18 protein-coding genes are annotated in these 13,651 nt (G+C 65.5%); 7 read left to right on the top strand and 11 right to left on the bottom strand.

The window, feature by feature from the left end:
- Window positions 1-42: 42 nt before the first annotated feature.
- From MTR66_RS08455 to flgB, 11 genes are read right to left on the bottom strand one after another with little or no spacing between them, the layout of a single operon-like run.
- Window positions 43-966 (bottom strand): flagellin N-terminal helical domain-containing protein, encoded by a 924-nt coding sequence (locus MTR66_RS08455; protein WP_243919730.1) that lies wholly within the window; start codon window positions 964-966, stop codon window positions 43-45.
- A gap of 7 nt (window positions 967-973) precedes the next feature.
- A complete protein-coding gene (gene flgK / locus MTR66_RS08450; RefSeq protein ID WP_243919728.1) occupies window positions 974-2,311 on the bottom strand; it encodes a flagellar hook-associated protein FlgK in 1,338 nt (445 codons plus the stop codon).
- A 3-nt stretch (window positions 2,312-2,314) separates the two neighbouring features.
- Window positions 2,315-2,665, bottom strand: a complete 351-nt coding sequence (locus tag MTR66_RS08445) for a rod-binding protein (RefSeq protein WP_243919725.1) — start codon at window positions 2,663-2,665, stop codon at window positions 2,315-2,317.
- The gene (locus MTR66_RS08440) at window positions 2,662-3,771 is read right to left on the bottom strand and encodes a flagellar basal body P-ring protein FlgI (protein ID WP_243919724.1); all 1,110 of its coding nucleotides are present in this window, start codon (window positions 3,769-3,771) and stop codon (window positions 2,662-2,664) included. Before MTR66_RS08440 ends, MTR66_RS08445 begins: the two co-directional genes overlap by 4 nt.
- Window positions 3,772-3,782: 11 nt before the next feature.
- Window positions 3,783-4,466, bottom strand: coding sequence for a flagellar basal body L-ring protein FlgH (locus MTR66_RS08435; RefSeq protein WP_243919723.1), 684 nt, complete (start codon window positions 4,464-4,466; stop codon window positions 3,783-3,785).
- A 5-nt stretch (window positions 4,467-4,471) separates the two neighbouring features.
- Complete coding sequence (gene flgG, locus MTR66_RS08430; RefSeq protein WP_243919722.1) at window positions 4,472-5,260, bottom strand: flagellar basal-body rod protein FlgG; 789 nt, start codon at window positions 5,258-5,260, stop codon at window positions 4,472-4,474.
- A 13-nt stretch (window positions 5,261-5,273) separates the two neighbouring features.
- Entirely contained in the window at window positions 5,274-6,017 is a 744-nt protein-coding gene (locus tag MTR66_RS08425) for a flagellar basal body rod protein FlgF (RefSeq protein WP_243919720.1), read from the bottom strand.
- 24 nt (window positions 6,018-6,041) lie between these two features.
- A complete protein-coding gene (locus tag MTR66_RS08420; RefSeq protein WP_243919716.1) occupies window positions 6,042-6,854 on the bottom strand; it encodes a flagellar hook-basal body complex protein in 813 nt (270 codons plus the stop codon).
- Window positions 6,855-6,878: 24 nt separating this feature from the next.
- Complete coding sequence (locus MTR66_RS08415) at window positions 6,879-7,214, bottom strand: flagellar hook assembly protein FlgD (protein WP_243919714.1); 336 nt, start codon at window positions 7,212-7,214, stop codon at window positions 6,879-6,881.
- A complete protein-coding gene (gene flgC / locus MTR66_RS08410) occupies window positions 7,211-7,618 on the bottom strand; it encodes a flagellar basal body rod protein FlgC (RefSeq protein WP_243919712.1) in 408 nt (135 codons plus the stop codon). The genes MTR66_RS08415 and flgC overlap by 4 nt, the downstream gene beginning before the upstream one ends.
- 2 nt (window positions 7,619-7,620) lie before the next feature.
- Window positions 7,621-7,965 carry a flagellar basal body rod protein FlgB gene (flgB, locus tag MTR66_RS08405; RefSeq protein ID WP_243919710.1) on the bottom strand — a complete coding sequence of 115 codons (345 nt, stop codon included), beginning with the start codon at window positions 7,963-7,965 and terminating at the stop codon, window positions 7,621-7,623.
- A gap of 209 nt (window positions 7,966-8,174) precedes the next feature.
- Between flgB and MTR66_RS08400 the strand changes: the two genes are divergently transcribed.
- The 7 genes from MTR66_RS08400 to MTR66_RS08370 form a co-directional block, all read left to right on the top strand.
- Window positions 8,175-8,852, top strand: a complete 678-nt coding sequence (locus tag MTR66_RS08400; protein ID WP_243919708.1) for a MotA/TolQ/ExbB proton channel family protein — start codon at window positions 8,175-8,177, stop codon at window positions 8,850-8,852.
- A gap of 134 nt (window positions 8,853-8,986) precedes the next feature.
- Window positions 8,987-9,355, top strand: a complete 369-nt coding sequence (locus MTR66_RS08395) for a hypothetical protein (RefSeq protein ID WP_243919707.1) — start codon at window positions 8,987-8,989, stop codon at window positions 9,353-9,355.
- 64 nt (window positions 9,356-9,419) lie between these two features.
- The gene (locus MTR66_RS08390) at window positions 9,420-9,923 is read left to right on the top strand and encodes a flagella basal body P-ring formation protein FlgA (RefSeq protein WP_243919705.1); all 504 of its coding nucleotides are present in this window, start codon (window positions 9,420-9,422) and stop codon (window positions 9,921-9,923) included.
- Between the two features lie 143 nt (window positions 9,924-10,066).
- Complete coding sequence (flgM, locus tag MTR66_RS08385; protein WP_243919703.1) at window positions 10,067-10,384, top strand: flagellar biosynthesis anti-sigma factor FlgM; 318 nt, start codon at window positions 10,067-10,069, stop codon at window positions 10,382-10,384.
- A complete protein-coding gene (locus MTR66_RS08380; protein ID WP_243919697.1) occupies window positions 10,381-10,713 on the top strand; it encodes a flagellar protein FlgN in 333 nt (110 codons plus the stop codon). The genes flgM and MTR66_RS08380 overlap by 4 nt, the downstream gene beginning before the upstream one ends.
- Window positions 10,714-10,779: 66 nt before the next feature.
- Window positions 10,780-11,700: a transglycosylase SLT domain-containing protein gene (locus tag MTR66_RS08375; RefSeq protein ID WP_243919696.1), complete on the top strand. Its 921-nt coding sequence runs from the start codon at window positions 10,780-10,782 to the stop codon at window positions 11,698-11,700.
- Window positions 11,697-13,651: flagellar biosynthesis protein FlhA (locus MTR66_RS08370; RefSeq protein ID WP_243919691.1), on the top strand; the 1,955-nt coding region annotated here is incomplete at its 3' end. The genes MTR66_RS08375 and MTR66_RS08370, both read left to right, overlap by 4 nt.

The following is a 13,651-nucleotide window of genomic DNA, read 5'->3' as shown; positions in this document are numbered from 1 at the left end:
CGAAAAATAACCCGGCCCTTCCCAGGGGCCGGGGCGAAATTGTCAGCGCAGCTTGTCGAAGAGGCTCAGGCCGGCCAGCTTGGTGAAGCTGGCCTGGCTGGCTTCGAGAACGGTCAGCGCTTCCTGCAGGCTTGCAAGAGTGGCGGCAGGATCGACGCCGCCGAGATCGGATTTCTCGCTGGCGCGCAGCTCGGACAAGTTGATGCGCCGGTCGGCCACGGTGTCGAGCCAGGCGAGCCGGGTGCCGACCACGGTCTGGGTGGTGGACAACGTGTCGAGGCCTGACCTGAGTGACGTCAGGGCATCGCTCGCGGCACCTGCCGGATCGGCAACCCCGCCTTTCAGCGCCTCTGACAAGGACTTGATCGTTGCCATCACGTCAGTGGTGCTGCCGCTGCCATCGGTGAATTCGAAAATCTGCTTGCCGGTGACCGAGCGCGGCACACTTTGCCCCTCGCCGATCGGCAGGCTGTCGGAACTGTTGGTGCCGATGTAAACCGCATTGCCGCTGGCATCGAGTTCGTAGGCATTGCCCACGCTTTCACCGCCGAACAGCGCATGGCCGTTCGAATCGCGCGAATTGGCGAGAGTCATCAGATCCTGCTGGATCTGGTCCAGTTCGGTCGCGATGCTGGCACGCTGATCGCTGGTGAGCGTGTCGCTGGCAGCCTTGGTCGCCAGTTCCTGCGCGCGGATGATCGCCGTTGACATGTTCGTCATGGCTTCGTCGGCCAGCGACAAGTCGGCATTGGCGCGGTCGGTATTGGCCTTGTCGATCCCCGACAGCTTCTCGATCCGTGCGAGCGAGCGCAGCCGCGCGGCGGCGACCGGATCGTCCGAAGAGCGCGACAGCTTTTCGCCGCTGCCGACTTGCGCCTGCAGCGATTCGGCTTTCAGGCGCAGGTCCTTCATGTTGGTGCGGGCCCGCTCGTAGAAAGCGCTGGTGCTGGTGGAGACGATCGTCATGGCGTGTCTACCTGATGCCTAGGATGGAGTCGAAGATGTCGGAAGCCACCTGCATCACCCGGCCCGAAGCCTGGAATGCCTGCTGGTAGCGCAGAAGATGGACCGCTTCCTGATCGAGATCGACACCAGCCTGCGACTGGAGAGCGATCTTCGCGGAACTGGCGATCGATTCAAGAGCGTCGCGCGTGACGGTGCGCCCGGCAACCGCGCTGGAAATTCCGAACAGCAGCGTGTTCATGTCGCCGGCCGGATCAGCGGAGTTCAAAGCCGTGCGCATTGCGGCCAGGTTGGTTCCGTCGCGGCTGCCCGCGGGGCTTCCTGCCGTGGCGGTGGCGACGGCACTGCCGCCCGTTGCGATCATGGCCATGTCGGCGGCGCCGGTGCCGCTGAACATGTCCGTGCCGGTGTTGCCGGCAAGGTCGGTGCCGCTTGCCTGCGCGCTGTTGACGACGCCGATCACTTTGGAGGCGAGCGCATCGAGCTGGCTGTTGGTCTTCGCAAGTTCGGTCAGGGCCTGGCTCTTGCCGGCCAGGGCGCCGGAATCGAGCGTTGCCGCAGTGCCGTCCAGCGTGAAGGAGACGGTGCCGTCGCTCGCTGTGTTCATGGCGAACGTGGAGCCGGTGCCGCCTGCAACCATGGTGGGGCCGGAGGAATTGCCCAGCTTCACGGTGACCACGCCGCTCTTGCCGAAGCTGGTCGAGATGCCGACTTGATCGCTCAGCTTTTCCAGCAGCAGATCGCGCTGGTCGAGCAGGGCGGTCTGGTCGCTGGAGGCGTCTGAGGAGCGTGAAAGGCGCAAGTTCACGCGCGCGAGTTCGGACGTGATGTTGTTGACGGTATCGGTCCCGCTCTGCGATTCGAAGCGAAGCCCGTCGCCGACGGCAGCGAGGCTGGAGGCCGTCACGTTGAAAGTCTCGGCCATGCTGCGGCCCTGCTCGACCACGGCGGCGCGCAAGGCGCCGTCGGTCGGGTCGGAGACCAGCTGCTGCAGGGAGGCTTCGAAATTGACGATCGAATCGTAAAGGCCGGTCTGCTCGGCGGCGGACTGGACGTTTTCGAGACCTTGCACTTCGGCATTGGCGCGTGCGGCGTCCGAGCCGGTGCGGCGCACTTCCGACTGGCGGAAGCTGTCGGCATTGCGGACCACGCTGGCAACACGCACACCGGCCACGTTGATTTCAGTCGGCGTCGCGGCGAGCGAATTGACGCCCAGTTCCGTGATCGTGACGCTGCGGCGGACATAGCCTTCCGACGATGCATTGGCGATGTTGTTCGCCGTTACGTCAAGCGCGGCCTTGGCAGCGCGTGCGCCCGAACTGGCGATCGAGAGAAGGTCCGAAGCCATGGCTTAGGTGCTTCCCGTTCCGGAGGAGGGCGCCGCAGCGGCATCGCCCGTCTGTGCGGGCTGCTGCTGTTCGGGCAGGAACCGCGCCATCTGCGCCTCGATGATCGTGGCAAAGCCGAGCGTGCCGCTCTGCGCGGTCACGTCGGCGAAGTGCTCGTCCTGCATCTGGTTGAACGTGTCGAGCGCCTGGCTGCTGAACAGCTTGTCGCCGCCGAAATCGGCCTTGCGCGCCGCTGACAGCATCTGGCGCATGAACAGCGATTCGAACTGCTTGGCGACAGACTTGAGCTTTTCGCGGTCGGTCGCCGTTGCGGCAGCGGTCATGCCCGCAAGAGGGGACTGGATCGTGCTCATATCACCACCATTTCCGCCTTGAGGGCCCCGGCCTGCTTGAGCGCTTCGAGGATTGCGACAAGGTCCGACGGGGTGACGCCCAGCATGTTGAGGGCATCGACCACCTTGGACAGCGACGCTCCAGGCTGGAACAGAGCCACCGAGCGCTTTTCCTCGTCCGCGGACAGCGTCGAGTTCTGCTCGACAGCGGTCTGGCCGCGGCTGAACGGCGCGGGCTGGACCACGGCCGGGTTCTCATCGACGCGCACGGTCAGCTTGCCGTGGCTGATCGCGGCGGAGGAGAGACGCACGGCCGAGTTGATGACGACAGTGCCGGTGCGGCTGTTGACGATGACGCGTGCGGCGGTTTCGGCCGGATCGACGTTGATCATCTCGATCGCCGCCATCACGCTGGCGCGGGTATTGGGATCGAGCGGCAGGTGCAGCGCGAGCGTAACGCCGTCTTCGACCGAGGCCGTGCCCGGAATCCGGGTATTGATGGCATCGCGCACACGCGCGGCGGTCAGGAAGTCGGCGTCGAACAGGTTCCAGCGCAGCACCGGCGAATTGTCGTAACCGGTGGCGACCGCGCGTTCGACGCTGGCGCCGTCGGCAATGCGGCCGACGGTCGGAATGTTGACCGTGAGGTTCGAACCGTCCTTGCCGGAAATGCCGAGGCCGCCCACGGCGAGGTTGCCCTGGGCCATGGCATAGATCTGGCCGTCCGCGCCGTAGAGCGGGGTCATGATCAGCGCGCCGCCGCGCAGCGACTTGGCCTTGCCGATGGTGGAGACGGTCACGTCGATGCGCTGGCCCGGCTTGGCGAAAGCGGGCAGGTCCGCCGTGACCATGACGGCCGCGGCGTTCTTCAGGCCCGGCGCCACGCCTGCGGGCAGGGTCAGGCCCATGCGGCCCGAGACGCCCTTCATCGCTTGCGTCAGGTATTCGAGGTTGTCGTCGCCCGTGCCCGGCAGGCCGACGACGATGCCGTAGCCCGTGAGCTGGTTGGAGCGCACGCCCTGGAACTGGCCGAGATCGCGCACGCGCTCGGCCATGGCCGCGCCCGGCAGGACGGCGGCGAAAGCGGCGCTGAAGGCGGCGAGCGAAAGAAGAATGCGGCGGATCATATGGGGCACCATCAGAAAGGCGAGATCATGTTGAAGAACCGGCCAAGCCAGCCCTGCTTGCTCGATTGCTGGAGAGCGCCCTTGCCGCTGTATTCGATGTGGGCATCGGCCACGCGGCTGGAAGGGATGGAGTTCTCCTGGTCGATGTCGGCCAGGCGAATGATGCCGGAAAACCGGACCCATTCATCTCCCTGGCTGAGCAGCATCTTCTTTTCCCCTCTGACGAGCGCGGTACCGTTGGGACGGACTTCCGCGATGGTGACGGAAAGCGTCGAAGCGAGCGTGCTCGTCTGGGCCGCATTTCCCCCACCATTGAACGACGAGGAAGAGCTTAAATTAAGCGCGTCGGGGTTGATCGCGAGCGGTCCGGCCGTCGGCGGAGTGATCGAAAGACCGCCGCCTTTCGAGTTCCGGGAGTTCACGGCCTTGGACGCCGTGGTGCTTTCGATGAGCAGGATCGTCACCGGATCGCCGACCCGGGCGGCGCGGGTGCCGGTGTAGAGCGGTGCGTAACCAGCCGAAACGTTGAAGATTCCGCCCGTCGCGGGCTGCGCCTGCGCGGGCTGGGCGATGGGCAGCGTGGGCTCGTAGCCGGACGGCTTGTGCTTCTTGCGCGCGGCGGCGGGAGACGGCGCCGTTGCCAGCATCGTCATCGCCAGAAAGGCCGCGGCAAGGCGGGTGGTGGTTCTGCTCATGATCATTACAGCGTCTGGTTCGCGTTCTGCAGCATTTCATCGACGGCGGAGATCATCTTGGAATTGATCTCGTAGGCGCGCTGGGTCTCGATCATGTCGACCAGCTCCTCGACGATGTTGACGTTGGAACCTTCGAGCATGCCCTGCTTGATGTTGCCGCGCCCCTGCTGGCCGGCGACGCCGATCTGGGCCGGGCCGCTGGCCGCGGTTTCCAGCATGAAGTTGTCCGACGCGGCCTGAAGCGCGGAAGGGTTGGTGAAGCTGGCGACCGTGATCTGGCCGAGCTGCGTGGGATCGGCCTGGCCGGCGATCTGCGCCGAAACCGTGCCGTCCTGCGAAATGGTGAGCGCGGTCATGCCTTCGGGAATGGTGATCGGCGGCTGCACGGGATAGCCCTGCGTCGTCACCAGCTGGCCGTCGGCCGAGCGGGTGAAGTTGCCTGCGCGGGTATAGGCCAGCTCGCCGCCCGGCATCTGCACCTGGAAATAGCCGTCGCCATCGAGCGCGAGGTCGAACGAGTTACCCGTCGAATTGAGCGGGCCGTTCGTTTCCATGCGCGTGGTCGACTGGATGCTGACGCCGGTGCCGAGGTTGAGGCCGGTGGCATAAGTCGTCTCGTTGGAAGACTGGGCGCCGGCCACGCGGGCATCCTGATAGGCGAGCGTGGCGAAGTTGGCGCGGTCGCGCTTGAAAGCGGTGGTCGAAACGTTCGCCAGGTTGTTGGCGATCACGCGCATCCGCGTGTCCTGGGCTTCGAGACCGGTACGGGCGACCTGGAGTGCTGAACTGGGCATATCGTTTTATTCCTCAGCTATCGATGCGCATGAGACGGGCGCCGGCTTCGTCGAGCTGGCTGGCGGTCTGGACGAGTTTGGTCCGCATATCGAAGAGACGCTGGGCCGAGATCATCTGGACCAGTACTTCGGAAGCGTTGACGTTGGATTCTTCGAGGGCTTCGGGAATGACCCGGGCGTTCTCGTTGACGGGAAGAACGCCGCCGCCTTTCACGCGGAACTGGCCGTCGATGTCCTTGGCGATCTGGGTGCCGGTGGTGCTGACCAGCTTGATCCGGTCCAGGGTCTGCGCCGGCTGGTCCGGATTGGCCGGGTCAGTGACCATTACGTTGCCGTCGGGCGCGATCGTCGCGTTCGTGCCGGGCGGGATGGTGATCGGACCGGCATTGCCGATCACCGGCAGGCCCTCGCCGTTCTGGAGCACGCCGGTCACGGTGATCGAGAGATCGCCGCGCCGGGTGTAGCTTTCGGTGCCGTCGGGGGCCTGCACGGCCATCATCGCATCGCCCTGCATGGCGATGTCGAGGGCGTAACCGGTTTGGTTGATCTCGCCGTCCTTCATCGAGGCGCTCTTCACCTCGGTGCTGGACATGGAGCGCACTTCCAGTTGCGGGCCTTCCAGCGTCATCGGCGTAGCCTGCAGAATCTCGGCCTTGAAGCCGATGGTCTGGGCATTGGCCATGTTGCTGGCAATCACGCGCTGCTGGTTCAGCGAGGCGTTCATGCCCGAAACGGCGGTGTAGATCAGACGGTCCATCGGTTAGCCCCCCAGCGTTATCCGTCAGGTCCGCAGGTTCATGATGGCCTGGGAAACCTGCGTCGCGGTGTCGATCGCCTTGGCATTGGCCTGGTAGTTGCGCTGCGCGGTGATCAGCGAGACCAGTTCCTCGGCGATATCGACGTTCGAGCGTTCCAGAGCGCCCGGCAGCAGGTTGCCGTAGCCGTTCGAACCGGGCTGGCCATAGGTCGCCGTGCCGGAGTTGCCGGTTGCGGACCAGGTGGCATTGCCAAGCTGCTTGAGGCCGGTGGGGGCCACGAAGTTGGCCAGGCCGATCACGCCCAGGGTTTCGCTGGTGCCGTCGGTGAAGGTGGCGACGATTTCGCCGCGCTGGCCGATCGACACGCCGGAATAGTCGGCGCCCGCGGCGTTGCTCGTCGGGAGCTGAATGGACTGCAGGGTCGTGCTGGAAACGGCGCCGGTGGCATCGACCGGATAGACCTGCACCTGCGCGCCCTGGTCATTGACGAGGAAGCGGTCGGCATCCGGATGGAAGTGGCCGTTGCGGGTGTACTGCGTTTCGCCCGAAAGCGGGGAGACGACGGTGAAGAAGCCTTCGCCGTTCACCAGCGCGTCCAGCGCGTTGCCGGTCTGCTCGACCGGGCCCAGCGAGAAGTCCTGCGTGATGTTGGCGACGCTCGAACCCACGCCGGTGGTCGTGGAGGGGTTCGAACTGGCCGATGCCGCGATGATGTCGGAAAAGGCCGAGTTGCTCTTCTTGAAGCCGTTTGTTTCCGAGTTGGCGATGTTGTTCGAAATGACGCTGAGGTCGGTCTGGGCGCTCTTCAGGCCGCTGAGTGAGGTGTAGAATGACATCTGGTCTATACTCCTGGAAAGGGATCAGGCCTCTGCCTGGGTGCCGGTGGAGGCGGAAATCTTGTCGCTGAGTGCGGCAACCGCGTCCTGGGTTGCGTTCTGGGCCGAGACGACGCTGTCGAGCTGCCCGGAAATCGTCTTGAGCGTGTCGGCCATCTCGGTCGAGCTGGAGAGCTGCGAGAACTGGGCCATCTGCGCGAGCATGTCTTTCTGATCGAGCGGATTGGTCGGGTCCTGCTGCTGCATCTGCGCGAGCATGAGCTTGAGGAAGTCGCCCGAATTGAGCCCGGAGAGCCCCGATTTTGCCGAGGACGAGGCGTTCGCGGCCGAGCTTGCGGCGGTTGTTGCAGTGACGGTCATTTCATCCTCATCGTATCGAGCATAAGCTGCTTGGCGGTGGACATGGCCTCGACCAGGTTCTGGTACTGGCGCGAGGCTTCGAGCATCTCGACCATCTCCGCGTTCTCATCGACGGGAGCGACCCAGACATCGCCATTGCTGTCGGCGAGCGGGTGGTCGGGATTGTGCTGGCGCACGGCGGCGGCGTCTTCGCGCACCACGCCCTGCACATTGACCGAGGCCAGGCCGCTGGCGCGGTCGAGGTCTTCGGCGAAGACGGCGCGGATCGGCTTGTAGGCCGCTTCCTCGCTGCCCGAGACGGTCCCGGCGTTGGCCAGGTTCGAGGCGGCGGCGTTCATGCGCACGAGCTGTGCCGACATGCCGCGCTGGGCAAGGCTGAACAGGGTCATGGGCTGGCTGGACATCGTCAGTCTCCCTTCAGGGCGCGGGTAATGGTGTCCACGCGGCCGCGAATGAACTGGAGCGTCGCGGCATAGCCCACGGCGTTCTCGGAGAAGGCGAGCTGCTCGTTCTGCAGCTCGACCGTGTTGCCATCCAGCGAAGGCATCACCGGCGTGCGGTAGAGCGTCGCACGGTCGGCCGCGGCGGAAACGTCGGTCCCGCCTTCGGCTGCCTTGAGCGCCGCATTGAAGTCGATGTCCTTCGCCTTGTAGCCGGGGGTGCCGGCGTTGGCGATATTGGAGGCAAGCAGGCCCATGCGCTGCGAGCGCAATTCCAGAGCCGTGCCATTGATTCCGAAAAGATCGGGCATTTCTCTCGTGTCCTACGTTTACCAGCCAACAAAAAAGCAAGGGGCGTGCCAAACTGCGGATTTGGGCCATTTTCGCGGGCTGGGGCATGATCCGGCACACACCGGGCAGCCGGAACGGCAAGAGTTTGCCGGTCGGCGGCAAATTTGCGCCTGCGCGCTTCAATTCCGGCAAGACCTGCCGTTCTGGACTAGGAAGGAGATCTGCACCGATGCAGCCGGATAACCTGTTCGACGCGGGCAGTGCCCTGATCGTGGTGGGAGGAACGTGCCTGGCCACGGTCCTGCGCTGCGGGCTGGCCGATACGCGTGCAGCGCTTGGCGCGCTGGCGGGGCTGGGCCGCAGCAACTTCGACGCGGCGCGCGTGCGGTCCGAACTGGCCGTGCATGTCCGCGGCATGCAGAGGGATGGTGTGATCCGTACCGAGCCGCGCTTTTTCGGCGATCCGGAAATCGACGAGGCAACCGATGCCCTGATCGGCACACGCTCCATCACGAGCCTGCATCAAACCCATCTGACGCACAAGCGCGAGCGAAGCCGCACATCGCAGCAAGCCGTGAGCACGCTGAACCAGGCGGCCGATCTGGCGCCGGTGTTCGGGCTTGCGGGCACGCTGATCTCGCTCAGCCAGCTGCCGGGCGGGGAAGGGGCTGCGGGAAACTTCACGGCCGTGATTTCGATGGCGGTGCTCACGACGCTTTACGGGCTCCTGCTGGGCAATCTCTTCTTCGCCCCGCTCGCGCGCGCGGTGGCACGCCGCGCCGCGGACGAGGAAAGGGCGCGCCAGAACGTGCTCGACTGGCTTGAAAAGCAGGTCGCGGAGGCTTTGCCGGTCACGTCCGGAGCCACTGTGATCAAGCACAAGGCGGCAGCCGGGCAAGGGCGATGAGCGCGGGCGTGGTGAATGCGGGCGCCGTGAGTGCAGGTGCCACGAGTATAGGCGCCACGGGTACAGGCGCCACGAGTACAGGTGGGGGAGCGAGCTGGCAGACATCGCTGGCGGATCTGTCCCTTATCCTGTTCATGGCGACGGCGGCTGCGGTCAGTAACCAGCCTGCAAAGCTGCCTTCCAGCGATGTTTCCGCGGCGCCTTCGCCGCAGACCGAGCCGCTTTCCGTCTATGTCGCCGCGCCGGGGGCACCGCCGCTCGCGCAGTGGCTGCACGAGCAGGCCGCGGACCCGCGCCAGCAATTGACGATCACGGCCCGTTACGGGGCTGGCGGCGAAGCGCAGGCGCGCGCCCTGGCCGAAGCCCGGCAACTGCTGGCGGAGGCGGGCGCGCAAGGGCAGGCAGCGCGTATCGTCGTGGAGCCGGGCGATGGATCGGTCCGTGCCGTTCTGGCATATGATTCCCCGCACGAGGGCCAGGCAGGCGGAAAGAACGGCCGCTAGATATAAGAAATGGCATGAGACTTGCTTAATTTTCGGCAAGTTCAATTAACGGGAAATCCATGCCATGACTCCCAGCCTCGTTCTCCTTGCCGCCGCAGCGGCATCCGGAGCTTTCGCCGATCTCGATGCGATCGACCGCCAGGTCGCCGCGTTCACAGGCGCGCCGGTTGGGCAGGTTGGCGGTGCGCTGACTCCCGTCGACAGGCGTCTGCGCCTGCAGCCGTGCCGCAGCAGCATCGCACTGTCCTGGCGCACTGCCACGCAGCAAAGCGTTGTCGTCCAGTGCGGCGATATCAACGGCTGGCGCCTGTTTGTGCCGGTTCGCCGCCCGGCGCCGGTTGCCGCTGCCGCCCCGGTGCGCGTGGCCGATGCGGTCAACCGCGGCGATGCCGTGGCGATCGCGATTACCGGCGATGGGTTTACGGTTTCTCAACCAGGCGAAGCTATGGAATCCGGGCCGGTCGGCGCGTGGATACGCGTCAGGCCAGCATCCACGGGCCGGGCCCGTGCCGAGCCCATGCGGGCGCGGATCGAGCGTCCGGGACTGGTGACCCTGCCGCTGCCGTAAGGCAGCGGTTTCTTGTTGCCGGCCGCTGCCGTAAGGCGGCGGATTTTTATTGTCTGCCGCAAATTGGCAGTTTTTTGCCGCCCCCATTAAAAAGTTCTATAGAGTGCCGTTCTCTAGGTCAGGAACTTTTAAGGAGCGGCATCATGCCACCTATCGAAGTGGGACCTGCACGCGCTGCCAGCGCGATTGATGCAAGGTTGGCCCGCGCGGCGGGCGGTGAAGCGTTGCCCGGTGCGAACGGGGCTGCTGCCAACCGCGCTACTAGCAAGAATACAAGCACAGCTGCCAGCACGGCGGTTGAGACCTCCGACGCGCTCAATCCGGGCGAGGCGCCGGTCGATACCGATCGTGTCAAAGCTATCCGCGACGCGGTGGAATCCGGATCGTATCCGCTGGTTCCGGCCAAGATTGCAGATGCCATGATCGCCGCGGGCGTCATGTTGAGGAGCCCGAAGCAATGAGCAGTTCCGATCTTCGCGAAACCCTGCGGCAGATGCTTGCCGTTCTGGAAGAAGAGCGGCAGGCGCTTGCCGGGCTGGACCTCGATGCGATCGTCGGCGCCTCCAACGATAAGAACCGCCTGTGCGGCACGCTTGATGAGGTGGAGCCGGTGGAACTCGACGAGGAATGCCGCGGCATGCTCGACACTGCGCGGCGCCTGAACGAGGTAAACCGCCAGGTTCGCAATATCGTAGCCGCCAATGTCTCGCGCCGTCTGGACGCGCTGGTGGGCGGTCCGCAGCTTTATCGCGCGGGGGCAACTTATGCCGTCGCAGGTGCCCGCGCCTGACAAAAGGCCGTTTGGCACACCCCTTGCTTAAACAGTCCCCGGTAACTTTTGTGCCGGGAGCTGTAATTGAGCGAAGGACAAGTCTTTAACGGAATTGGCGGAGCCGCTGCGGCCGGGGGGGCGCAGACGCGCGCCGCCATTGCCCGTGCCTCCGAAAAGACCGGGATAGATTTCCAGTACCTTCTGGCGCAGGCCAAACTGGAATCGAGCCTCAACCCGGATGCCCGCGCCTCGACATCGAGCGCGGCCGGACTCTATCAGTTCACACAGGGAACCTGGCTGGAAACGCTGGGGCGCCACGGAACCGAACACGGCATGGCCTGGGTCAACGATGTGATCCAGGGCGGGCGGATCACGGATCCGGGGGCACGCTCGCAAGTCATGGGGCTGCGCTACAACGCCGGTCTTTCGTCGATGATGGCCGCCGAACTGGCCAGCGACAACAAGGCCGAACTCACCACCCAGCTGGGCCGCGAGCCCGACGCCACCGAACTCTACATGGCCCACTTCCTCGGCATCAACGGGGCCAGCAAGTTTCTCTCCGCGCTGAAGACGGACCCGTCGCAGAGCGCGGCGGCGATCCTGCCCAAGGCGGCAGCGGCCAATCGCGCCATTTTCTATTCCGGCGGCAGCCCGCGCAGCGTCGGCGGCATGATGGAGCTGATGCGCGGCAAGGTCGCGAATGCCATGGAAGGCGGCGATGCCTCCTATTGGGCCAGCGTCAGCCCCGCGCAGAGCGTTCCGGCCACGCCGGGCGTGCAGGCGGCTTCGAACGGGGCCGCCGCGCAGTCCGGCTCCGGCTGGCAGCCGCCGATGGGGCAGATCGCCCGCGAATTCCATGCCGGTCTGGGCTCGGCCCCGCAGGCCCCGAAAATCGCCACCCGCTCGATGGCGGAAACGCTGCAGGGCGCGTTCGGCAACTCGCCCGGGGCGGTTCCCGCGCAAGTGCGTGATGCCTATGCCAAGCTTGCGAGGTTCAACCTGTGAACCTGTTCAACCGTATAAGCGATCCCGGCGCGATAGCGCTGCCGGCAGGTATCCTGGTCCTCATCGTGCTGATGATCGTGCCGGTGCCCGCTTTCGTGCTCGACGTCTCCTTTGTCATGAACATCGCGCTGTCAGTGGCCGTGCTGATGGCGGCGATGAACGCGGAAAAGCCGCTGGACTTCTCTGCGTTTCCCTCCGTCCTGCTGTTCGCGACGCTGCTGCGCCTCGCGCTCAACGTCGCCTCGACCCGTGTCGTGCTGGTCCATGGCCATGAGGGCGGCGAAGCGGCGGGGAAGGTCATCGAATCCTTCGGTGAATTCCTGATCGGCGGCAATTTTGCCGTCGGCATCTTCGTCTTCCTGATCCTGGTCATCATCAACCTGGTCGTCGTGACCAAGGGTGCGGGCCGCGTTTCGGAAGTGTCCGCGCGCTTCACTCTCGATGCCTTGCCGGGCAAGCAGATGGCGATCGACGCCGATCTCGCCGCCGGCCTGATGACCGCCGACGAAGCCAAGGCCCGCCGCCGCGAAGTCTCGACCGAGGCCGATTTCTACGGCTCGATGGATGGTTCGTCCAAGTTCGTGAAGGGCGATGCGATCGCCGCCCTGCTGATCCTGGGCGTCAACATCATCGCGGGCTTCTGCCTCGGCATGATCAGCCACGGCCTTTCGGCGGGCGATGCCGCGCAGACCTACATCACGCTCGCCATCGGCGACGCGCTGGTGGCCCAGGTGCCCTCGCTGCTGCTGTCGATCGCGGCTGCCGTCATCGTCACCCGCGTTTCCGACAGCCGTGACCTTGCCGGTCAGATCGGCGGCCAGTTTGCCGCTCCCGGCACCTGGTTGCCGGTGGCCGTCGTGCTCGGTGCGATCGGCATGATCCCGGCGATGCCGCAGACGGTGTTCCTGCCCGCCTCGGGCCTTGCCTTCTGGCTGTGGAATACCCTGCGCAAGCGCGCCGCGAAAGCCGCCATTCCGGTGGAGGAACCGGAGCCCGAAGTCGATCCCGCCCGGATCGATCTGGAGGAAGTGTCCGATCACACGCTCGTGACTATCGAGCTGGGCTATGGCCTTGTGCAGCTGGTCGACGCACGGCGCGGTTCGCCGCTGGTCACCCGGATCACCGGTGTGCGCAAGCAGCTTAGCCAGGCTTTCGGCTTCATTGTTCCGCAGTTCCGCGTGCGCGACGCACTCGACATGCCGCCCTACGAATACCGCGTGGTGCTGGGCGGCGTGAACCTGGGCGGCAGCACGATCCGCCCGGACAAGGTGCTGGCGATCGATACCGGCGAAGTGCGCCAGGGCCACACCATCCGGGGCGAGGAAGCCCGAGATCCCAGCTTCGGCTGCCCGGCGCTGTGGATCGAGACCGCCGCGCGCGATCACGCCACGGCGGAAGGTTTCCTCACTGTCGATCCCGGCACGGTTGTTGCCACGCACCTCAATCAGCTTCTGGCCGAACGCCCGCAGGAACTGCTCGGCCCGGATCAGGTCAAGGCGCTGCTCGAATCGCTCAAGGAGAATTCGTCCGGCCTCGTCGAGACCATCCATCCGCAGCCGCTGTCGCTGGCCGCGCTCACCCGGGTGCTGCGCACGCTGCTGGAGGATCATATTCCGATTACCCATCCACTGCCGATCCTCGCCAGCCTGTCGCGCGCGGTGCAGCAGACGACCGACCACGACCGGCTTATCGAACTGGTCCGGTCCGATCTGGGCGGCCTTATCGTCGGCCAGGTCTGCCCGCCGCATGCGCGGCTGGCCGTGGTCACGCTCGATGCCGGGCTCGAAGGCGCGATCGTGCAGGGTATGCGCGATCCGGTCACTGGCCAGCCGGTGATCGAGCCCGACCTTGCCCGCATGATCGGCGAACGCATTTCCGAACTGTCCGAGGCACGCGGCCCCGGCGCGGTGCCGCTGACGCTCGTCGTCCAGCCCGCCGCGCGCCGGGCGCT

Origin of the sequence: Novosphingobium beihaiense (assembly GCF_022832375.1) — a bacterium.
GTDB lineage: Bacteria > Pseudomonadota > Alphaproteobacteria > Sphingomonadales > Sphingomonadaceae > Novosphingobium > Novosphingobium beihaiensis.
The sequence above is the reverse complement of the archived record's forward strand: the minus strand, read 5'-3'. Positions and strand labels throughout refer to the sequence as shown.

Bases quoted from the DNA above. Each gene is read 5' to 3' on its own strand.
- flgB (WP_243919710.1), bottom strand. From the start codon at position 7,965: ATGCCCGATCTTTTCGGAATCAATGGCACGGCTCTGGAATTGCGCTCG.
- MTR66_RS08415 (WP_243919714.1), bottom strand. From the start codon at position 7,214: ATGACCGTCACTGCAACAACCGCCGCAAGCTCGGCCGCGAACGCCTCG.
- flgK (WP_243919728.1), bottom strand. From the start codon at position 2,311: ATGGCTTCGGACCTTCTCTCGATCGCCAGTTCGGGCGCACGCGCTGCC.
- flgG (WP_243919722.1), bottom strand. From the start codon at position 5,260: ATGCCCAGTTCAGCACTCCAGGTCGCCCGTACCGGTCTCGAAGCCCAG.
- MTR66_RS08395 (WP_243919707.1), top strand. From the start codon at position 8,987: ATGGCGACGGCGGCTGCGGTCAGTAACCAGCCTGCAAAGCTGCCTTCC.
- MTR66_RS08400 (WP_243919708.1), top strand. From the start codon at position 8,175: ATGCAGCCGGATAACCTGTTCGACGCGGGCAGTGCCCTGATCGTGGTG.
- flgM (WP_243919703.1), top strand. From the start codon at position 10,067: ATGCCACCTATCGAAGTGGGACCTGCACGCGCTGCCAGCGCGATTGAT.
- flgC (WP_243919712.1), bottom strand. From the start codon at position 7,618: ATGTCCAGCCAGCCCATGACCCTGTTCAGCCTTGCCCAGCGCGGCATG.
- MTR66_RS08425 (WP_243919720.1), bottom strand. From the start codon at position 6,017: ATGGACCGTCTGATCTACACCGCCGTTTCGGGCATGAACGCCTCGCTG.
- MTR66_RS08445 (WP_243919725.1), bottom strand. From the start codon at position 2,665: ATGAGCACGATCCAGTCCCCTCTTGCGGGCATGACCGCTGCCGCAACG.
- MTR66_RS08435 (WP_243919723.1), bottom strand. From the start codon at position 4,466: ATGAGCAGAACCACCACCCGCCTTGCCGCGGCCTTTCTGGCGATGACG.
- MTR66_RS08420 (WP_243919716.1), bottom strand. From the start codon at position 6,854: ATGTCATTCTACACCTCACTCAGCGGCCTGAAGAGCGCCCAGACCGAC.
- MTR66_RS08390 (WP_243919705.1), top strand. From the start codon at position 9,420: ATGACTCCCAGCCTCGTTCTCCTTGCCGCCGCAGCGGCATCCGGAGCT.
- MTR66_RS08455 (WP_243919730.1), bottom strand. From the start codon at position 966: ATGACGATCGTCTCCACCAGCACCAGCGCTTTCTACGAGCGGGCCCGC.
- MTR66_RS08380 (WP_243919697.1), top strand. From the start codon at position 10,381: ATGAGCAGTTCCGATCTTCGCGAAACCCTGCGGCAGATGCTTGCCGTT.
- MTR66_RS08440 (WP_243919724.1), bottom strand. From the start codon at position 3,771: ATGATCCGCCGCATTCTTCTTTCGCTCGCCGCCTTCAGCGCCGCTTTC.